Origin of the sequence: Endozoicomonas sp. Mp262 (genome assembly GCF_025643335.1) — a bacterium.
Lineage (GTDB): Bacteria > Pseudomonadota > Gammaproteobacteria > Pseudomonadales > Endozoicomonadaceae > Endonucleibacter.
The window spans coordinates 4594496-4612584 of record NZ_CP092489.1 but is presented as its reverse complement, the minus strand read 5'-3'; the positions used below and the strand labels follow the sequence as shown (position 1 = coordinate 4612584).

At 43.3% G+C, this 18089-nt stretch carries 11 protein-coding genes; all 11 read left to right on the top strand.

Annotation, left to right across the window (positions count from 1 at the left end; translation table 11 throughout):
• Nucleotides 1–62: 62 nt before the first annotated feature.
• Nucleotides 63–2573, top strand: a complete 2511-nt coding sequence (locus MJ595_RS20485) for a protein kinase (RefSeq protein ID WP_263079957.1) — start codon at nt 63–65, stop codon at nt 2571–2573.
• A gap of 68 nt (nt 2574–2641) precedes the next feature.
• On the top strand, nt 2642–3718 hold the full coding sequence (locus tag MJ595_RS20480; RefSeq protein ID WP_263079956.1) for a hypothetical protein: 1077 nt from the start codon (nt 2642–2644) through the stop codon (nt 3716–3718).
• A gap of 991 nt (nt 3719–4709) precedes the next feature.
• Nucleotides 4710–6044 carry a Na(+)-translocating NADH-quinone reductase subunit A gene (locus MJ595_RS20475; protein ID WP_263079955.1) on the top strand — a complete coding sequence of 445 codons (1335 nt, stop codon included), beginning with the start codon at nt 4710–4712 and terminating at the stop codon, nt 6042–6044.
• A 3-nt stretch (nt 6045–6047) separates the two neighbouring features.
• A complete protein-coding gene (locus tag MJ595_RS20470; RefSeq protein ID WP_263322553.1) occupies nt 6048–7253 on the top strand; it encodes an NADH:ubiquinone reductase (Na(+)-transporting) subunit B in 1206 nt (401 codons plus the stop codon).
• Nucleotides 7246–8037, top strand: a complete 792-nt coding sequence (locus MJ595_RS20465; protein ID WP_263079954.1) for a Na(+)-translocating NADH-quinone reductase subunit C — start codon at nt 7246–7248, stop codon at nt 8035–8037. The genes MJ595_RS20470 and MJ595_RS20465 overlap by 8 nt, the downstream gene beginning before the upstream one ends.
• On the top strand, nt 8037–8702 hold the full coding sequence (locus MJ595_RS20460) for an NADH:ubiquinone reductase (Na(+)-transporting) subunit D (RefSeq protein WP_263079951.1): 666 nt from the start codon (nt 8037–8039) through the stop codon (nt 8700–8702). Before MJ595_RS20465 ends, MJ595_RS20460 begins: the two co-directional genes overlap by 1 nt.
• A 3-nt stretch (nt 8703–8705) precedes the next feature.
• Nucleotides 8706–9302, top strand: a complete 597-nt coding sequence (gene nqrE, locus MJ595_RS20455) for an NADH:ubiquinone reductase (Na(+)-transporting) subunit E (RefSeq protein ID WP_263079950.1) — start codon at nt 8706–8708, stop codon at nt 9300–9302.
• A 70-nt stretch (nt 9303–9372) separates the two neighbouring features.
• A complete protein-coding gene (gene nqrF, locus MJ595_RS20450) occupies nt 9373–10605 on the top strand; it encodes an NADH:ubiquinone reductase (Na(+)-transporting) subunit F (protein ID WP_263079949.1) in 1233 nt (410 codons plus the stop codon).
• A gap of 143 nt (nt 10606–10748) precedes the next feature.
• Entirely contained in the window at nt 10749–14795 is a 4047-nt protein-coding gene (locus MJ595_RS20445; protein WP_263079948.1) for an ankyrin repeat domain-containing protein, read from the top strand.
• 289 nt (nt 14796–15084) lie between these two features.
• Nucleotides 15085–16383: an anaerobic C4-dicarboxylate transporter gene (locus MJ595_RS20440; RefSeq protein ID WP_263079947.1), complete on the top strand. Its 1299-nt coding sequence runs from the start codon at nt 15085–15087 to the stop codon at nt 16381–16383.
• A 138-nt stretch (nt 16384–16521) separates the two neighbouring features.
• A complete protein-coding gene (locus MJ595_RS20435) occupies nt 16522–18009 on the top strand; it encodes a hypothetical protein (RefSeq protein ID WP_263079945.1) in 1488 nt (495 codons plus the stop codon).
• Nucleotides 18010–18089: the final 80 nt, after the last annotated feature.

The following is an 18089-nucleotide window of genomic DNA, read 5'->3' as shown; positions in this document are numbered from 1 at the left end:
TAATAGTATATGTACCAGACTTGATCTTTATGAGTAGTTCGTAATACTCAAAGAGTTTTTGTATGGCTGAATTTATTGGCTTGTTTTTTTGTGGGTTTTTTCTTTTTTTAAACTCCAGGGTAAGTTTAAATAGGAAAATAATAGTTAAGTTATTATTGCTTATAATTAGCTTATTTTTTTTATGTGGCCGGCTTTTTGGTTTGGATAGTGTTTCTTGTCTTGTTTTTGTGGATGATAAAAAAGATAATGTTCTAGAGTCGTTATATTGTAGGGATGAAAAGTCCCCGGAAGAAAATTATAGTCTCAATACTTTAGAGTTAATGCTGGTTGGGCAGGTAGATAAAGTAGATGTAAGTTTGGCCATGAATTACTATGGTATTGAGTATCCTTGTTTTGATCCTGACGGTACGAAAGTTGATCTGGATGTTGGGGTTTCGTTTATTAGAAAATCTTTTGCTGATCATCATTCAATTGAATGTCATCGACTGGTAGAGCAAGGGTTTTTGAAAATAGAGGCTAAGGTTTTTGAGTTGTCAGGCTCAAATTATATGGGAAAAATACAAATGCTTTTTTTTGAGTGGAAAGGAAGGGTTGTTTTAATGCCTTATAAACCACAGTCTGAAGACCCATTTCCCCAATCATTTATTCAACATCATAGTAAGAGTTCAGGTTTAAAAAGAGCCAGGTATCAAAAAACTATTGTTGTCCATGGTGGTAAAATTTATAGCGCTATTGTTTTGGATGATCGATGTGTTTTTTCCGCACATATCGATAGGAAAGGTAAGCGTGATGGAAAATTCATTTATAATATTGTAGGAGATAAATTCCTTAAAGGTTTAGAACCATATGCACCTCAGGATTCCTTAGTTAGTAGTGGTGGGTTTGAAAGTGATAAACTCATTAAAGAAATACAGGGAAGCGGAAAAGATATTTTTGGGCCTGTCTTGTCTGTCTGCCAGAACTACTATACTGGTCAAGATCGGGATTTTTATTACGATTGGATGGAGTATTTCGATGATAAGGAAGCCAGTCGGAGTTCACGGGTTGAACTGGTTGATGCTGTAACGCAAAAGAAAGTGCATGAAGCAGGTTTTATTTATGGCAGGGCATCAGAGACATATGGATTTGATGTCAATAAAACGACAAGAACAATTACTTGGGAAAAGTTGCTTGATACGAGATCAGATAGCCTGTATCAGTTGGCATGCTACAACAGGGATAATCACTGCTTTCATAGAAGTAGGAAGTTTAGACTTGTATCGATGGAAAGTATGAAACCTTTAGAAATAGATATTTTTCCACAAACTACTCGCTGGTCCAGCTCAAAGGAAAGACAAAGGGAGTTACAGGTTCACTTAATTTCTCCTCCATCTGAAGAACAGCTATTAGAAAGAATGTTTTCTGAATGGTCACTATCTTGTGATTTAAGACGGGACTCTTCAATAAGGGATGCTCCTCAGTTTTTAAGTTCAGACTCTGATGATAATGTTCGAATCTACCAAAATGGTAATAAGTATGTAAGGGTGAAAGTTGATAGGAAAAACAAGAGGTTTGAAGAGCTATCGCAAATTGAGAAAAATATAAACATGCAGGATAAACTTCCCGAATTTTATAGAGATAAATATATTTTGGAAAAAGAAATTGGGAAAGGCGTTGAGTCTGATATTTTTCGAGCTCTTGATGTGGAAAATACCGATTATTGTGCGGTGAGAGTTTCAGTTCCACCAAAAGCAATAAAAGATAACCAAGATAAAATGGCTCACTATTATCATCAGTTATTGAGGGAATATGACATTGTTTGCGAGATTAAAAGGGATCCACATGAGAATGTTGTGAAAGTAAGAGATGCTCTATTCGATTCCGGCAATAGAAAGTTGGTCGTGATTATGGATTGTTATTGTAATGCGCTTGATAAAGAATTACAGGGCAAGATGCTTAGTAGAAAAATTGCTAGTAATTATTTGTACCAGTTGCTGTGTGGATTAAGTCACTTGCATGGAAAAAATATCATACACCGAGATTTAAAGCCTAGGAATGTGTTGATTAATTATAGTGGGAAACTAAAAATTTGTGATTTTGGTATATCACACTGGTTAAAGAATGATGATGCTATTTGCCAAGGTTTGATTGGCCCGCATGGATATTTTTCTGTTCAAAAACCAATTTTATCAGAAGAAACTGATAATGATGTTGTATTGGATAGACATGAAGAGGGTTATAATGGTTATTTTAAAGATATTGCTGCTGTAGCTATTTTGTATGTGAGAATGAGAACAGGAACGCTCCCTCCAACTTTGCAAAGGGATGGTAAGCTTCCTTATACTCTTCCTTCAGCAAAGACAAGAGCTGATACCTTAAGGCTTTGCTATGATGGAGCAATCCAGTTTAATAGATGGCTTTATGCTCAGGGAGCAACTAATGGGTTCAAGGAATATTTTAAATTATGTGGTTGCCCCTGTTTGGATGATGAGGCAGAGTTTCTCGGTCAAGTCATGATGGAGCAGAGTGAAAGTTTTTATAATCCATGGTCATGTAATTATTTTATGGAAAATCTTTTTTTTAGACGGAATTAAATGTAATAAAAGTTTTTAGTTAGGGGTTTTTGTAATTAGAGGGCTTTATTATGAATTGCTTAAAACTAATGAAGTATCTGTTTTTTTCTATTTTAATATCGTATTCTGTTTTTTCTGGCGTGGTCTGGTGTGGTCCTACAGATTTCTACTATAAGGTGTATTTTGAGGGAAATGAAGATGCTATTTTTGGTGTCATGAAGTATGAAGGGGGAAATTTACGAAGTACTGCTACGAGTAAAAACTATCAGTCTGTCAGGATACCTGGTGAAACCGGGATGGTTAGGATGTGGGATAAGCTTGGAATTGCAGCTTTTGAAAATAAAGAGGGAAAGCAATATTCAAGCTTGAAACTTCTTATAGAAAAATCTTCCCAGGAAGGTGATCAAAAAAACTATACCTGTAGAGAGACATATGTTCAGGGTTTTCCTGAGACGATATATGGATGCTGTCTTGGTCATTGGTTTATGTTTGACCCTGATTTTTTTGACAAGCCTGATCAATCAGTCAAACAGGCGTATCAAGGTATAGATCCTGAAGATACAATGGCTGCATACCAGCAGCAAGAAAGTGATGATAAGGCTGGCTTGGGAAATTTTAAGCATAAATCAGCGGATCCTCTGATGGTATTAGGTTCTGAAGATGAAAAGGGTGCTAAGGAGATAGAAAAAAAAGCTGTAGAAGAATTGGAGAATGAATGGGTATATCATCCACAACAAGGGGGGTATTCGTGTGTTATTAAAGATGGACTATGGATTTGGAATCATACGACCAATACCGATAGGTTTCTGTATAAATATTCTGATGAAGAACAGGGTTTAGTGTTTGTGAAATGTGATCAACAAGAATACGATCACTGGTTGAAATACATAGCAGGAGTGGGTTCTGCTTCCAAAACTACGTTTGCTAATGTATCTATGGCTAGAGCACCATTTGATAGTAAAGTGACGGTTCCAAAACAAACTGCCCCAGGCCGTGCGCAACCGACTGTTAAGAATAAGATTGATGAGAAATTAAGATCAGATCTATTGTTGCAACTGGATCCTGAAGCAACGGCTGCGAAATGGTTGCAGATCGGCTATGAGAAAGATAAGACTCAATCAAAAAGTAAGGGCAAAGGTGGTGAGTTGGGTTCCCTGCAAGAGTGAGTTTTTTAGTTAATATGGTTGTAGGCTGTGTGACTGTAAGCACTTCCCTGATTGCGACGGATTAAACCGCACTCTGCTAGAAAGTGTATGTTTGGATAGATATTGCCTGGCGTGGTTTATACCTGTATCTGTAAAAAAAGAGCCAGCTGAAGCTGATCCAGAGTGGTTGCTCATTGCTCTATTGAACTCGGATTAAATGGATGCAGTCCTTTGACCACCCGTATAAATACAGAGTATTTTTCCACCATTTACATTGTGATTGAGTATGGAATATCTAGCGCTCTGTCTTTATAATCGCCCTACCATTTTAATTGGTTATTTTGCTGTGGCCCGACAGGGATGGGAAAGCATGGTTATTATGCCGGTCAGATGTGTTTAAATAGAGAGTGTTGTTAAGCTGCCGGGGGTGGTAAAACAGGCTTTTTGTTGAAGTTCGCCTGACTGAGTTGCCTGGTTATCGTGCAAGTATTGAACCCAGGCTGGTTATGCCAATCGCTGTTTCAAGATCCCTGAATGTACAGCTGTTTGAGATGAATGTTCGAAAATGGAGCTTGCGGCTCTGGCGTTATGCTAAGCCCTGAGGCTCTGTTTTTCATTTCGTCCCAAGTAGTAGTTTCATTGCGAGGGGAGCAGCTATTGGTATCAGACCCCACTTTTGACACATAAATTCGCAGGTATAGGCTGCGGGCTTATGTGCTAAGTGAGGTCTTTTTGTGCTTATGAAAAGTCTGTAATTATACCTGTTTTTGCTTTTGGTCTTTAAGGTGGGTGGAATGCCTGCTGATAACCAGAAATAGGAGTGAGTATAAAAAGCGGTGTCTCGGGGATTCATCGCAAACTGACTTTTAACGGGGCGTCCGGGGCAAGCTGGCATATTCTTCATGCCGGCTTCTGCCTAAAGACCCTGAAGTGCCAGCTGTGTCTATTGCAGTAACTTTAACCGAAAAGACAGGTTATTCCTGACCTCAACTTGATTGATTAGGCGAAAGGTATGATCAAAATCAAACAGGGGCTGGATCTCCCAATCTCAGGATCGCCTGAACAAAGCATCTCGGACGGCAGGGCTATACGCTCGGTCGCCGTGGTTGGCTTTGACTATGTGGGCATGAAGCCCACAATGGCGATAGCTGAAGGAGATCGAGTTAAAAAAGGGCAATTGCTCTTTACTGATAAAAAAACTCCGGGGGTTCGCTACACAGCGCCCGCAGGCGGTGTGGTGGCAGCCATTAACCGCGGAGAGAAGCGTGTTCTGCAATCCGTCGTCATTGATATCAAGGGCGATGAAGAAGAAACTTTCGCCTCTTACAAACCTGAGGAACTGTCCGGCCTGACCGCTGAACAGGTGGAAGAGACGTTAAACCAGGCCGGCCTTTGGACAGCTATTCGCACCCGTCCATTTAGTAAGGTTCCTGCCCTGGGTTCCCGTCCGAACTCTATTTTTGTGACCGCTATTGATACCAACCCTCTGGCAGCCAATCCGGAGGTGGTCATCAATGAGCAGACCGAAGCCTTTGAACTGGGCATCAATATACTGGGCAAACTCAGCGCTGGCAAAATTTTCCTTTGCAAGGCACCGGGTGCCCGTATCCCGGCAGGTATAGCCAATGCTGAAGAGTTCTCTGGCCCACACCCTGCGGGTCTGCCAAGTACCCATATCCATTTTCTGGATCCGGTTTCTGTAAAAAAGACCGTCTGGCAGATAAGCTATCAGGATGTGATTGCGGTTGGTAAATTGTTTACCACTGGCAAACTGTACACAGACCGGGTGGTTTCCCTGGCGGGACCGCAGGTGGAAAAACCACGCCTGGTTCGTACCCGTGTAGGTGCCAGCCTGGAAGAGCTGACAGCCGGTGAACTGAAAAGCGGTGATAACCGTATTATCAGTGGTTCCATTCTGGGAGGTCGGACTGCCAGTGGTGCTTTTGCCTGGCTGGGACGTTACCACAATCAGGTTTCCATTCTGAAAGAAGGCACTGAGCGTCTGTTCATGAGCTGGCTGAACCCGGCAGTTGATCGTCACTCCACCCTGAACCTGCTGCTTTCCAGACTGAACCCCAGCCGCCTGTTTGACTTTACCACCACAACCAATGGTGGTGAGCGAGCCATGGTGCCTGTGGGCAATTACGAGAAAGTGATGCCGCTGGATATTCTGGCCACCCAGTTGTTGCGTGCCATTATCGTTGGCGATACAGAAGTAGCCCAGAAGCTGGGTGTACTGGAACTTGAGGAAGAGGATCTGGCCCTGTGCAGCTATGTCTGTGCTGGCAAGTACGAGTACGGTCCCATTCTGCGCGATAACCTGACACGCATCGAGATCGAGGGGTAACTCATAGTGTTAAGAAAACTGCTTGACTCACTTGAGCCCCACTTTACCCGGGGTGGCAAGTACGAAAAGTTCTACGCTCTTTACGAGGCGGCAGACACTCTGCTGTACAGTCCACCGGATGTCACCCATAACACCAGTCATGTGCGTGATGCGGTTGACCTGAAACGGATGATGGGACTGGTCTGGTTGTGTACCTTCCCGGCCATGTTCTTTGGCATGTGGAACGTGGGCTACCAGGCTAACACGGCCATTGCCAATGGCATGTCCCTGCCAACAGACTGGCACGGTATGCTGATCGGCATGCTGGCAGGTAATGACCCCGCCAGTATCCTGGACAACCTGATATACGGTGCCGTGTATTTTCTGCCGATCTATGCGGTGACTTTCTTTGTGGGCGGCTTCTGGGAAGTGCTGTTTGCCATTATTCGTCGCCATGAAGTGAATGAAGGCTTCTTTGTTACTTCCATTCTGTTTTCCCTGATTGTTCCACCGAGCATTCCGCTGTGGCAGGTGGCTCTGGGTATTTCCTTTGGTGTTGTGATTGGCAAGGAAGTATTCGGTGGTACCGGTAAAAACTTCCTGAACCCTGCGTTGGCAGGCCGGGCCTTCCTGTTCTTTGCCTATCCGGCACAGATCTCCGGTGACCTGGTATGGACTGCCGTTGACGGCTTCTCCGGTGCCACTGCCCTGAGCCTGGCTCAACACGGCGGTGTTGCGAACCTGGTGGCTCACAATATTACCTGGTTTGATGCCTTTGTTGGCACTATGCAGGGTTCCATCGGTGAAACCTCTACCCTGGCTATCTTTATTGGTGGTGCGGTGCTGCTGCTCAGTGGTGTAGCATCCTGGCGCATTGTTGCCGGTACCATGCTGGGCATGATTGGTCTGTCTACGCTGTTTAACTTTATTGGTTCTGACACCAATATGATGTTTGCCATGCCATGGTACTGGCATATGGTACTGGGTGGCTTCGCTTTCGGCCTGATCTTTATGACCACCGATCCGGTTTCTGCCTCCATGACCAATACCGGACGCTGGTTCTACGGCATTCTTATTGGCCTGATGGTGGTACTGATCCGCGTTGTAAACCCGGCTTTCCCGGAGGGTATGATGCTGGCGATCCTGTTTGCCAACCTGTTTGCGCCATTGATTGACCACTTTGTCATCGAAGCTAACATCAAGCGTCGGGAGGCTCGTTCTAATGTCTAACGACTCCATTAAAAAGACGCTACTGGTCACGATCCTGCTGTCGCTGGTCTGCTCGGTAGTGGTATCTGCTGCGGCTGTTTTCCTGAAGCCCAAGCAGGAGCTGAACAAGGTGGTTGATGTTCAGCGTAATATCCTGGCTATTTCCGGCCTGACTGATAACGCCGGTGCGCTGACTAACCTGCAGGTGGCTGAGCTGTTCCAGCACATCACACCTCGCCTGGTTAACCTGGAAACCGGTAAGTTTGTGGATGCATCCGAAGCGGATATCAACGCCTATGACCAGCGCGTTGCTGCTAAAGACCCTAAAGCGTCCCACACCCTGGCCGGAGCTCAGGATATTGCTTCCATCAAACGTCAGGCTAATGTGGCCAAGGTGTATGAGATCGTCAAAGACGGTAAGCGGAAGACTCTGATTCTGCCCGTTCATGGTTACGGTCTGTGGTCCACCCTTTACGGTTTCATGGCGCTGGAAGGTGACCTGAATACTGTTGCGGGCCTGGGTTTCTACGAGCATGGTGAAACTCCGGGTCTGGGCGGTGAAGTGGACAACCCGAACTGGAAGAGCAAGTGGGCGGGCAAAGAAGTTTACGATAACAAAGGTGCGGTTGAACTGGCTGTTATCAAAGGCTCTGTAGATGCTGCCAACCCTGCCGCCAAATACCAGGTTGACGGTCTTGCCGGCGCAACCCTGACCAGTAACGGTGTCACCAACCTGGTGCAGTTCTGGATGGGTAAAAACGGCTTTGGACCTTTCCTTGAACATCTCAAAGCGGGGGATGCGTAATGTCGGTCAAGACGAAAGATATCCTGCTGGAACCGGTTGTTAATAACAACCCCATCACCTTGCAGATTCTGGGCATCTGTTCGGCGCTGGCGGTGACTACCAGCATGCAGGTGAGTCTGGTTATGGCCCTGGCCGTTATCGGGGTTACCACCTGTTCCAACGTGGCGGTTTCACTGATCCGGAACCACATTCCTAACAGTATCCGTATTATCTGTCAGATGACGGTTATTGCCTCCCTGGTAATTGTGGTTGACCAGATCCTGAAAGCCTATGCCTATGACATCAGCAAACAGCTGTCCGTATTCGTAGGCCTGATCATTACCAACTGTATCGTAATGGGGCGCGCAGAAGCCTTCGCCATGAAGAATGGGCCCAAACTGTCTGCCCTGGATGGTTTTGGTAACGGTTTGGGCTATGGTTGCGTGCTGCTGGTTGTGGCATTCTTCCGGGAGCTGTTTGGTGCCGGTAAACTGTTCGGTATTGAAATCCTGCCTACCATCAACAACGGTGGCTGGTACAACCCGAACGGCCTGATGCTGCTGGCTCCCAGCGCCTTCTTCCTGATCGGCCTGCTGATCTGGGCGATTCGTAGCTGGAAGCCAGGGCAGGTGGAAAAAGCCGAATTCAAGATGGCTCCTAATACCAAGTTCAGTGAGGCCCACTAAACCATGGAACATTTTATCTCACTCTTTGTGAAAGCAGTGTTCGTGGAAAACATGGCGCTGGCTTTCTTCCTGGGAATGTGTACTTTCCTGGCGGTATCCAAGCAGGTAAAAACTGCCTTGGGTCTGGGGGTTGCCGTTATTGCGGTACTGACCATTACCGTTCCCATAAATAACCTGATCTATCAGAACATCCTCAAGGACAGCGCGCTGGTTGCCGGCGTGGACCTGAGTTTCCTGGGCCTGATCACCTATATCGGTGTTATCGCTGCCCTGGTTCAGATTCTGGAGATGTTCCTGGATAAATATGTACCGGCACTGTACAACGCTCTGGGTGTGTTCCTGCCGTTGATCACCGTAAACTGCGCCATCATGGGTGCCTCCCTGTTTATGGTTCAGCGTGACTACAACGTAGGTGAGAGTGTGGTGTATGGCCTGGGTGCTGGCGTTGGCTGGGCCCTGGCTATTGCGGCGCTGGCCGGTATTCGTGAAAAGCTCAAGTACAGCGATGTGCCTCCGGGCCTGCGTGGTCTGGGCATCACCTTCATTACTGTGGGTCTGATGTCTCTGGGCTTTATGTCATTCTCCGGAGTTCAGCTGTAAACAGCCCTGAGCGTATCCGGTGTGTCATGAGTGTTGATCACCGGATGCTATAAAAGGACGAGATAGATCTATGACTGATTCAAATATCATCCTCCTGGGCGTGGTCATGTTCTCGGTTATCGTGCTGACGCTGGTAGCCGTGATCCTGGCCGCTCGCTCCAGGCTGGTTAGTACCGGAGATGTCGCCATCGACATCAATGACGATCCGGAAAAACGTGTAACCACGGCCGCGGGCGGCAAATTGCTGACAACCCTGGCGGGTAGTGGTGTCTTCCTGCCCTCTGCCTGTGGTGGTGGCGGTACCTGTGCCCAGTGTAAGTGTAAAGTGCTGGATGGTGGCGGTGAAATGCTGCCCACTGAACGCTCTCACTTCACCAAGCGTGAAGAGCAGGAAGGCTGGCGCCTGTCCTGTCAGGTGGCGGTTAAGCAGGATATGAAGATTGAGGTTGAAGAGGAACTCTTCGGCGTCAAGAAGTGGGAATGTGAAGTTGTTTCCAATGACAACGTTGCCACCTTCATTAAAGAACTGACCCTGAAGCTGCCTGAAGGCGAAAACGTTAATTTCCGTGCCGGTGGTTATGTCCAGCTGGAAGCGCCTGCTCACGAAGTGGATTACAAAAACTTCGATATTCAGGAAGAGTACCGTGGCGACTGGGACAAGTTCAACCTGTGGCAGTACAAGTCCAAGGTTAGTGAACCGGTTATCCGGGCCTATTCCATGGCCAACTATCCGGAAGAGAAGGGCTTGCTCAAGTTTAATATCCGGGTTGCCTCACCTCCTCCGGGAACTGACTTCCCACCAGGACAGATGTCGTCTTATGTCTTTAACCTGAAGGTAGGCGATAAGATGACTGTATACGGTCCATTCGGTGAGTTCTTTGCCAAGGATACGGACAACGAAATGGTCTTTGTGGGTGGTGGTGCTGGTATGGCACCTATGCGTTCCCATATCTTTGACCAGCTCAAGCGTCTATCATCCAGTCGCAAGATCTCTTTCTGGTATGGTGCCCGTTCTTTGCGTGAAGCTTTTTACGTAGAAGAGTTTGACAAGCTGGCGGAAGAAAACCCGAACTTTACCTGGCATCTGGCCCTGTCTGATCCTCAGCCTGAGGATAACTGGACTGGCAAGACCGGCTTTATCCACCAGGTATTGATGGAAAACTACCTGAAGGATCATGCGGCTCCTGAAGACTGTGAGTTCTACATGTGTGGACCACCCATGATGAATGCGGCAGTTATCAATATGCTCACTGACCTGGGTGTTGAGAAAGAAAATATCCTGCTGGATGACTTTGGTGGTTAATCGCTAAAGGCTTTTGCTGAGGTATAAAAAAACCGGCGAATATTTCGCCGGTTTTTTTATACCTATTGAACTTATAGCTGGCCATTTGTTTTACATTAATTGCCTTTGATGAAAAATCACCTATCAATAATGAGAGTATAAAAATGATGGGTTTTTTTATGAGGAATCAATCAAGTCTATCTTTAGAAAAAACAAGATGGTTTATTGTTTTAATTACTCTTATATCACTTCAGTCCACAGGGGCTATTTTTTGCTATGAAGCTATAGAGGACGATGAAGTGACAAGATACACTTCACCCTATGCTGTCCCGGTTAATATTTTTATAGCGGTAGACGGGATATATATTACACCTGCTTATGGGGTTGAAATTATTCAAAATAATAGTGAGATGCTAAAAATTCTGTCTTCAGGCCAAGCACCACGATTAAAAGAACCTCCCACAGAGTCAGCAACAAAAATCATGTTGGCTCTTACACAAATTAGAAAGCTTTATGTGCTGGATAACATCATAATTGCTACCCTTGTTCAGGATCAAAAGCAGGTTCTGTCGTCTTCCATGCCAGATAATACTGATAATCGACCTCCGATTACTAATGCTGTGCTTGACGAGGTAGAGAGAAATATTCAAAAGGATAATCCTCTACAGGCTATTTATATACCTCCAGAACCGGATAAAAAATTAATGACTGATCTGACCAGCATGAAACTGGCATTGCAAGAACCTTTAAGAGACAGTCCATTAACACCCTCAGTTCCTTCCTATAAGGTATTGGCCGAGATATATTCACCTTCTTTTCACAACCCTGTTTCCGAAAGTATAAAAAGCGTTCCCGCTGACCTGGAAATTTGGATCCAGGGAATTACATGCGACTGCATTGATGAAACTGCTGGGGGTATAGGTGTCGATAATGGGGCATTTAATGTATGTGAGCAGTGCATTTCACTCATCGATAAAAGGTTTTCAGCTATTATAGAGCGCTGGCAAAGCTTGGCGGGGTTGAGCGTAAAGCCGCTATTAATTGCAGATAAAAGAGAGTTACTTCAGCTCTTGCTCGCCCACAGCTGCTCCATCTCTTTGCCAGATGACGGTGAGTGCAGTACTGAAACAGCCTATCTTCAGCCCATATCGTTACTTGATCAGTTATTGTTTGCCGAGATAATGCCTGAAACGACGCCTTCCTTATCCGCCTGGCGTCCCTCAATATTATACCGAACCAACCGGCAGCACAAAAAGCTAGCAAAACAGCTGGGCGGAGATCATCAGTATAATACACCGAGTCCTTTCTATGTTTATAGCAATGAAAAGCTGGATATTGAATTGTATAAAGCTATATGCAGGGAGGTTAAGCGCACCAATAGAGACCAGGATGAAATGCAAGACACCTATCGTGAAGAAAAAATAAGCCTGTTTCTTAAATTAAATCAATGGATTACAAAATATAAAGAAAAATTTCCCTGTTTATCAGAGAAAGATATTTATACCCTGTGCGACCTTATTTATGAACTTGTTTTATTTGACTATGATGATATTGCCCGGAGAGTCATCGAGCGATATGGGTTTGATTTTAAAATATTCCGCAAATATATCCATATTACTAGAGGGAAGGTAAGTGTTGATGCTGGTGTTATGGAGGATTCATATACAGGTATGGATGTAGATGTGGATATGGATAAACTTATAGATAAAGGAGATAATTTACTTTTTCTCGCTATAAAAAAAAATAAGCTAAACCTGCTTTATTACCTGTTATCATTTGGAGACAATGCTGGAGATGAGTTGCTCGTTCGATTTAAAGATATTGATACGGTATTTCATTATGCATGCAAAGAGGCTTCGGCTGATTGCTTAAAAATACTGTTAGAGCAAGGAGCTAAACTGCTGGGGTCCGGGTTGCTGGCAGAGTTATTGGAGAAACTGGATGCTGGTGGTCGCCGCTGCTTGCATTGGGCTGTTGATAGGAAAAACTATGAAATGTGTGTTCAGCTATTAAGGTATAATGCTGATTGCAATGCTCAAACTGCCAAAGAGAGGTTTACGCCATTACACCTTGCAGCAAAAAACAATTTATTGGAAATAGTAGAGCTACTTTTAAAACAGCCTGCAATAGCGCCTGATCTAAAATCAGGAAGTAATAAAGCGGCGTATACAGAAACAAAAAATATCCGGATTAAGTCGTTGATTAATAATTCAATACGGAAGATAAAAAGAAAAAAACAGAAGGAAGATGTTGACTGTATAGCAGAAGATATATGTCATATTGATTTAAAGCGAAAGTCAAAAGAAGAAAGTAATGCTGAAGTTCCTTTTAAAAAAAGAAAAGTGAAAGTTGGTTGGAAAAATTACGAGCCAGAAGAAAATCTGCAATCTTTATTTTATTTGAAGGATCTTGTTAATGTTGAAGCTATAGATAGTGATGATAGAAGAAAACACTATTATTGCCCTCCAGTGCTTTGTGTTAATGCCTATAAAAAACTTGCTTATATAATAGATCGCAAACAGATGCCTGTTACGGTTTTTGAGAAGGAGTTATTAGATAAAATTGATAGAAATATTCAAGTCCTATATGGCAAGCTATATGATAATTTATCAATAAGTAGTGTTAGTGATGAAACTATCTTGAAAACACCTGGAAGCCTGATAAGTTTTAGTTCACAACATACAGAATTAGAGGAAATTTCATTAGCCTTTAAGCAGGATGGAGGGTTGCATAAAAAAATAAATGATGGAAAAGACATGAACTGTGGGGAAAGTATTTCCGCTTTTATGCCTGATGAAGTGGATATATCAGAAGATATGTTGTGTTATTTTATAAGTAGTATTGATAATATTCTAAAAAGTCCTGTAAAAGGATTTGAAAAATACGCTATTTCTCATCACGATATCATTAACCATTTAATAGCCATGTACCCTGATATTATTATTACTATTGTTGGTGGTGCAATAAGGGATACGCTGCAGTATATTTTTACACATCACTGTCCTATGGAAGAAGGGGGTTTAGACACGGATATTGATATACAAACATCCCTGACCGAAGAGCAAATCACGAATGCCTTTGATCAGTTACTACAGGAAAGAAATGCAACTGAGTGTGAAAGGGCAAACTGTTTTATTAAGCGTGATAGTGGCTATGTTGGCTTTGGTTACCCTGATAATACGGCAAAGCTGGATACTTTTAATGCTGGAAAGTTGTTCTATGCGGTAAGAAACTGCAGTTTTACCATAAACAGCAATTTTTGTATTTACCGACCTGGCAAAACATCTGTTTTATATATTAAATCGCCTATGAGCTTTGATGATGTTTTTACTAAAACAATCCGTTTTCGCGAAAACTGGTTTGACGCATCATTAACAAGTACAAAAGTTCCTGGCATGATTTTAAGGGCATTGGATTTCCTGAGAAGGGGCTATATACTGCCTGAAGATAATGGTATGACGGTTTATATGCTCCTTCGCGCACTTCATCAGGCATTCGAGGAGATAGAATGCCTGGACAGATCTTGGTTACTGGATTTTATCAAAACCACAAAAAATGATTCACCATTAAAAGATAAAATACTGCAAGGGCAATTATTAAATGAATATCCATCTATTTATAATTTATTCCTTTATTTAATGCGCCTGGGGCACTTTTCCTGTCTTTCACTTGATGGCCTTGTATCATCTTCCGGAAACATTCTTGTGGCAGCTGAACGATTCATGCAAAAGAAATGCAGTAATCCTGATATTTCCTATAAATTAATAGCTGCTTTTCATGGGATAATGGCAAAACCGCAATACTTGCCATTGAAAAAAGCTTTTGCCAAAGACATCCAGAAACTTCATCAACTGCTGTATGCGATACAGTTGGGGATGAGTAATACCTCAGGCCTTCCTGTCCCGGCCTCAATCATGCTTGCTGAAGCTGCGCTGGCTTCCTGTCCTGAAAAAACAGATTCGCTACCCTATGACGAGTTATTTGATGGCGTGTGTGAATTAAAAAAAATGTTCAGCAATCAAGGCTTGTCTTCTGGCATGTATTGTCTGTTGTATGAAAAAATGAATGAGCAATTTTGTGACCAGGGTTTAGAATTAACTTTTCAGGGATTAGAGCAGCTGATCAATCGGAGTTTACCTTTTGATAAATCCTACCCTTTCATTTTAGATTCACTCTCTAATGCTATGAAAGCAATTGGTATTAAAAATTAATTATTTTAAATGAATTTAGGGTATAAAAAATAACTGTGTCTTTATTGCCAGGATTTGATTCGGGTTTTGTTAGTGTAGTGTTATTTTTATTTTTTATAGGTGATTATTTTATTGTATATTAGCGTATCCACTTAATAAATGTGGATTGTTGCATTGATTGAATATGTTTCTTTTTGGAAAACAATTTGAATTATTTATAAATATAAACTTTCTTGTTCCAGATCAATAAAAAAAAAGTCTAGCTCTCTATTATCCTGCGTCGCTGTTTATTTTTTGTACTGGTGGTTTTATGGTGTGGATACAGCTGGCAGTGGTGCTGGCCTTTATTTTTCTTGGTGCCCGTCTGGGTAGTATTGGTATCGGCTTTGCTGGTGGCGTTGGTGTTCTGGTGCTCTCCCTGGGACTAGGGATGACACCGGGAGGCATTCCTATCGATGTTATCTTAATTATTATGGCGGTTATTGGTGCTGTAGCGGCCATGCAGGTTGCCGGGGGGCTGGATTACCTGGTGCAACAGGCCGAGCGGGTATTACGTAGCAAGCCTAAACAAATCACCATTCTGGCACCTATCGTCACCTATGTGATGACTTTGCTGGCTGGTACTGGCCACACTGCTTACTCAACCCTGCCAGTTATCGCTGAAGTGGCTAAAGAAAATGGGGTACGTCCCTCACGCCCATTGAGTATTTCCGTGATTGCCTCACAGATTGCGATTACGGCCTCTCCGGTTTCTGCGGCTGTTGTGGTATTTAGCGGCATGCTGGAACCCTTTGGCATTGGCTACCTTGACCTGCTGATGGTGGTTATACCCACCACCTTTGCTGCCTGTATACTGACTGCTTTTGTGTGCAACTTTCTGGGGCTGGATCTGGAAAAAGACCCTGTATACCAGGATCGGCTGGCTAAAGGGCTGATTAAAACCCGTGAAAGTCGTACTTATGATATCAAGCCGGGAGCCAGGCTCTCTGTGCTTATTTTTGCCCTGACTATTGTTGCTGTAGTGATTTATGCCACCTTGATCAGCGATAAGGTAGGCATTATTGAACATCCGGTGCTGCCACGAAACGAAGCCATTATGGTGTTCATGCTGACAGCCGCAACCTTGATTACCCTGTGTACCAAAATTGATGCCAGCAGCATTCTTAATGCCCAGACCTTTAGGTCCGGTATGAGTGCCTGTGTCTGTGTGCTGGGTGTGGCCTGGCTGGGTAATACCTTTGTTGCCGGTCATATTGACCAGATCAAGCTGGTTGCCGGTGAACTGCTGGAGGGGTATCCCTGGTTGCTGGCCGTAGCCCTGTTCTTTGCCAGTATGCTGTTGTACTCCCAAGCTGCCACCACCCGTGCCCTGATGCCAGCGGCCCTGGCCCTGGTTGATCCGGTCACTGCCATTGCCTCTTTTGCTGCTGTTGGTGCCCTGTTTGTCCTGCCAACATACCCAACCCTGCTGGCAGCGGTTGAAATGGATGAAACCGGTTCTACCCGTATTGGCAAGCTGGTATTTAACCACTCATTCTTTGTTCCGGGCATGATTGCCATAGTACTCTCTGTAGCCCTTGGCTTCCTAGTTGCTCCGATGGTTCTTTAATTATTGATATCTATCACCACAGGGTCTTCCTTCCACTCTGTGGTGATACCTCTAAACTTGGCCTGTTTTTCTTTAAGTTCCACTTAGCAGCTAGACTTGAACTCCTGATTGATTAATTAATACTTGGTGACAGCTAGCATGTTAAGCATAAATAAATGGTATGGGTTTTTATTTGTTTTTGTTATTTTGATAGTTTATTTATCGAATGGATATGCCGTTTCCAAGGAGTTATTTGAGCGCTACGGTGTTAAATTTAATGATGACTTTAGTGTTGAAATGCCTAAGGGGGTTAAGCTTACTATATCTCAGGGAATTAATGCTTATGTGATGATTCAGTTTTCTGATGTGGGGCAGGTTTTTGCTGCATATGCTGAAACGAAACAGGAAAATAGTTATTATTTACTTTATGAAGAAAGAAAATGGTATCTGGCTATTAGTGAACAAGTTTCACCACCTGATTGTAATCAGGAAGAAAGTAGATTTCATATTGAAAATGCTCGCTTGGCAGAAGAGCTAAAGCAAAAAGAGGCCGAGTTTCAAGCTAAAGAAGAAAAGCTGAAGATGGAAATAGATAGGAAAGATATAGAGTATTTTAAAATATGTAAAAGCCTTGGTGACGAACAAGCAATAGCAAGGGAACTTAATGGAAAGATAAAAGAGCTTGAAGGTATAATTCAGGATAAGAGTCTGGAAATAGCTAACTGCAAAAGTAGTAAGCAATCGTACCATAAAGAACAGTGTCAAAAATTGGAGGAGAAAAATCGTAAAATAGAAGAATTGGAAAAACAGCTGAAAGATGTGGGTGAGGTTGTTAGTGGATGGGTTGGCAGAAATAACATTTTAGCAGAAGTCGAATGTGATTCTCACTCCTCGAATTGTTCTGGCAGGTTGCAAGCAAAAGGTGCTAAAAAGAAAAAAAGAAAAAGAGTTGAGCCAGCATTAACTGTGGAAGACTCATTAATATCACAGATTAAAATGCTGGTTACTTATTATGAAACCCTGAATGATCAATATCAGAGGATGAGAGAAGAGCAGCAAGCCAAGCTGGTATTACTTAAAAAAGCAGAAAGGACCAATGACTTCGCTGAAGCTGGTAAGAGGGAAATGAAGGAACAAATTAAGGGGCAGCAAGAAAAAATCAATCATCTTCAACAACAAATGGAACAAATGAAACTTAATGTACCTCAAAAGGAGGATCGTTTAGATTTTCCTATTGAAGGCAAATGTCATGCAAACAGGTTGTGCTTGCTTGGTGCTGTTATGGAAGGTTTGGGAATAACAGTAGATAGTGCTGGCTTTGCTTTATACAAAGATCAGCTATTGCCGAACCTTTTCGCAAGATGCGAATCGAGTGATGAGGAAGTGGCTGGGATTTCTAAGGATTTTTTAGCCATATTGAGTAGTATTTCGAACTATAACATTATTTTTCGGGAGGTTCCTGGAGAAAAAGAAATTATGAGCGCAAGTCCAGGAGCTGGTATCAATATTCCAGTGAAAAAGAAAAAGGTAGATGTTTCCAAAGAAGAGACGCTGATTATTGATGTTTGGAGACCGGCTTTTGTCAAAGATCCGTTATTGCATTTCCATTTTTTACAAAATAAAAAACTATCTCCCTATCATAGGTAGATTTTATACCTATGGTGTCGTGAACCCCCGCTTTCGAAGGGGTTCTGACTCAAAGGATAACTCAGTGCAGGCAAGCTTTT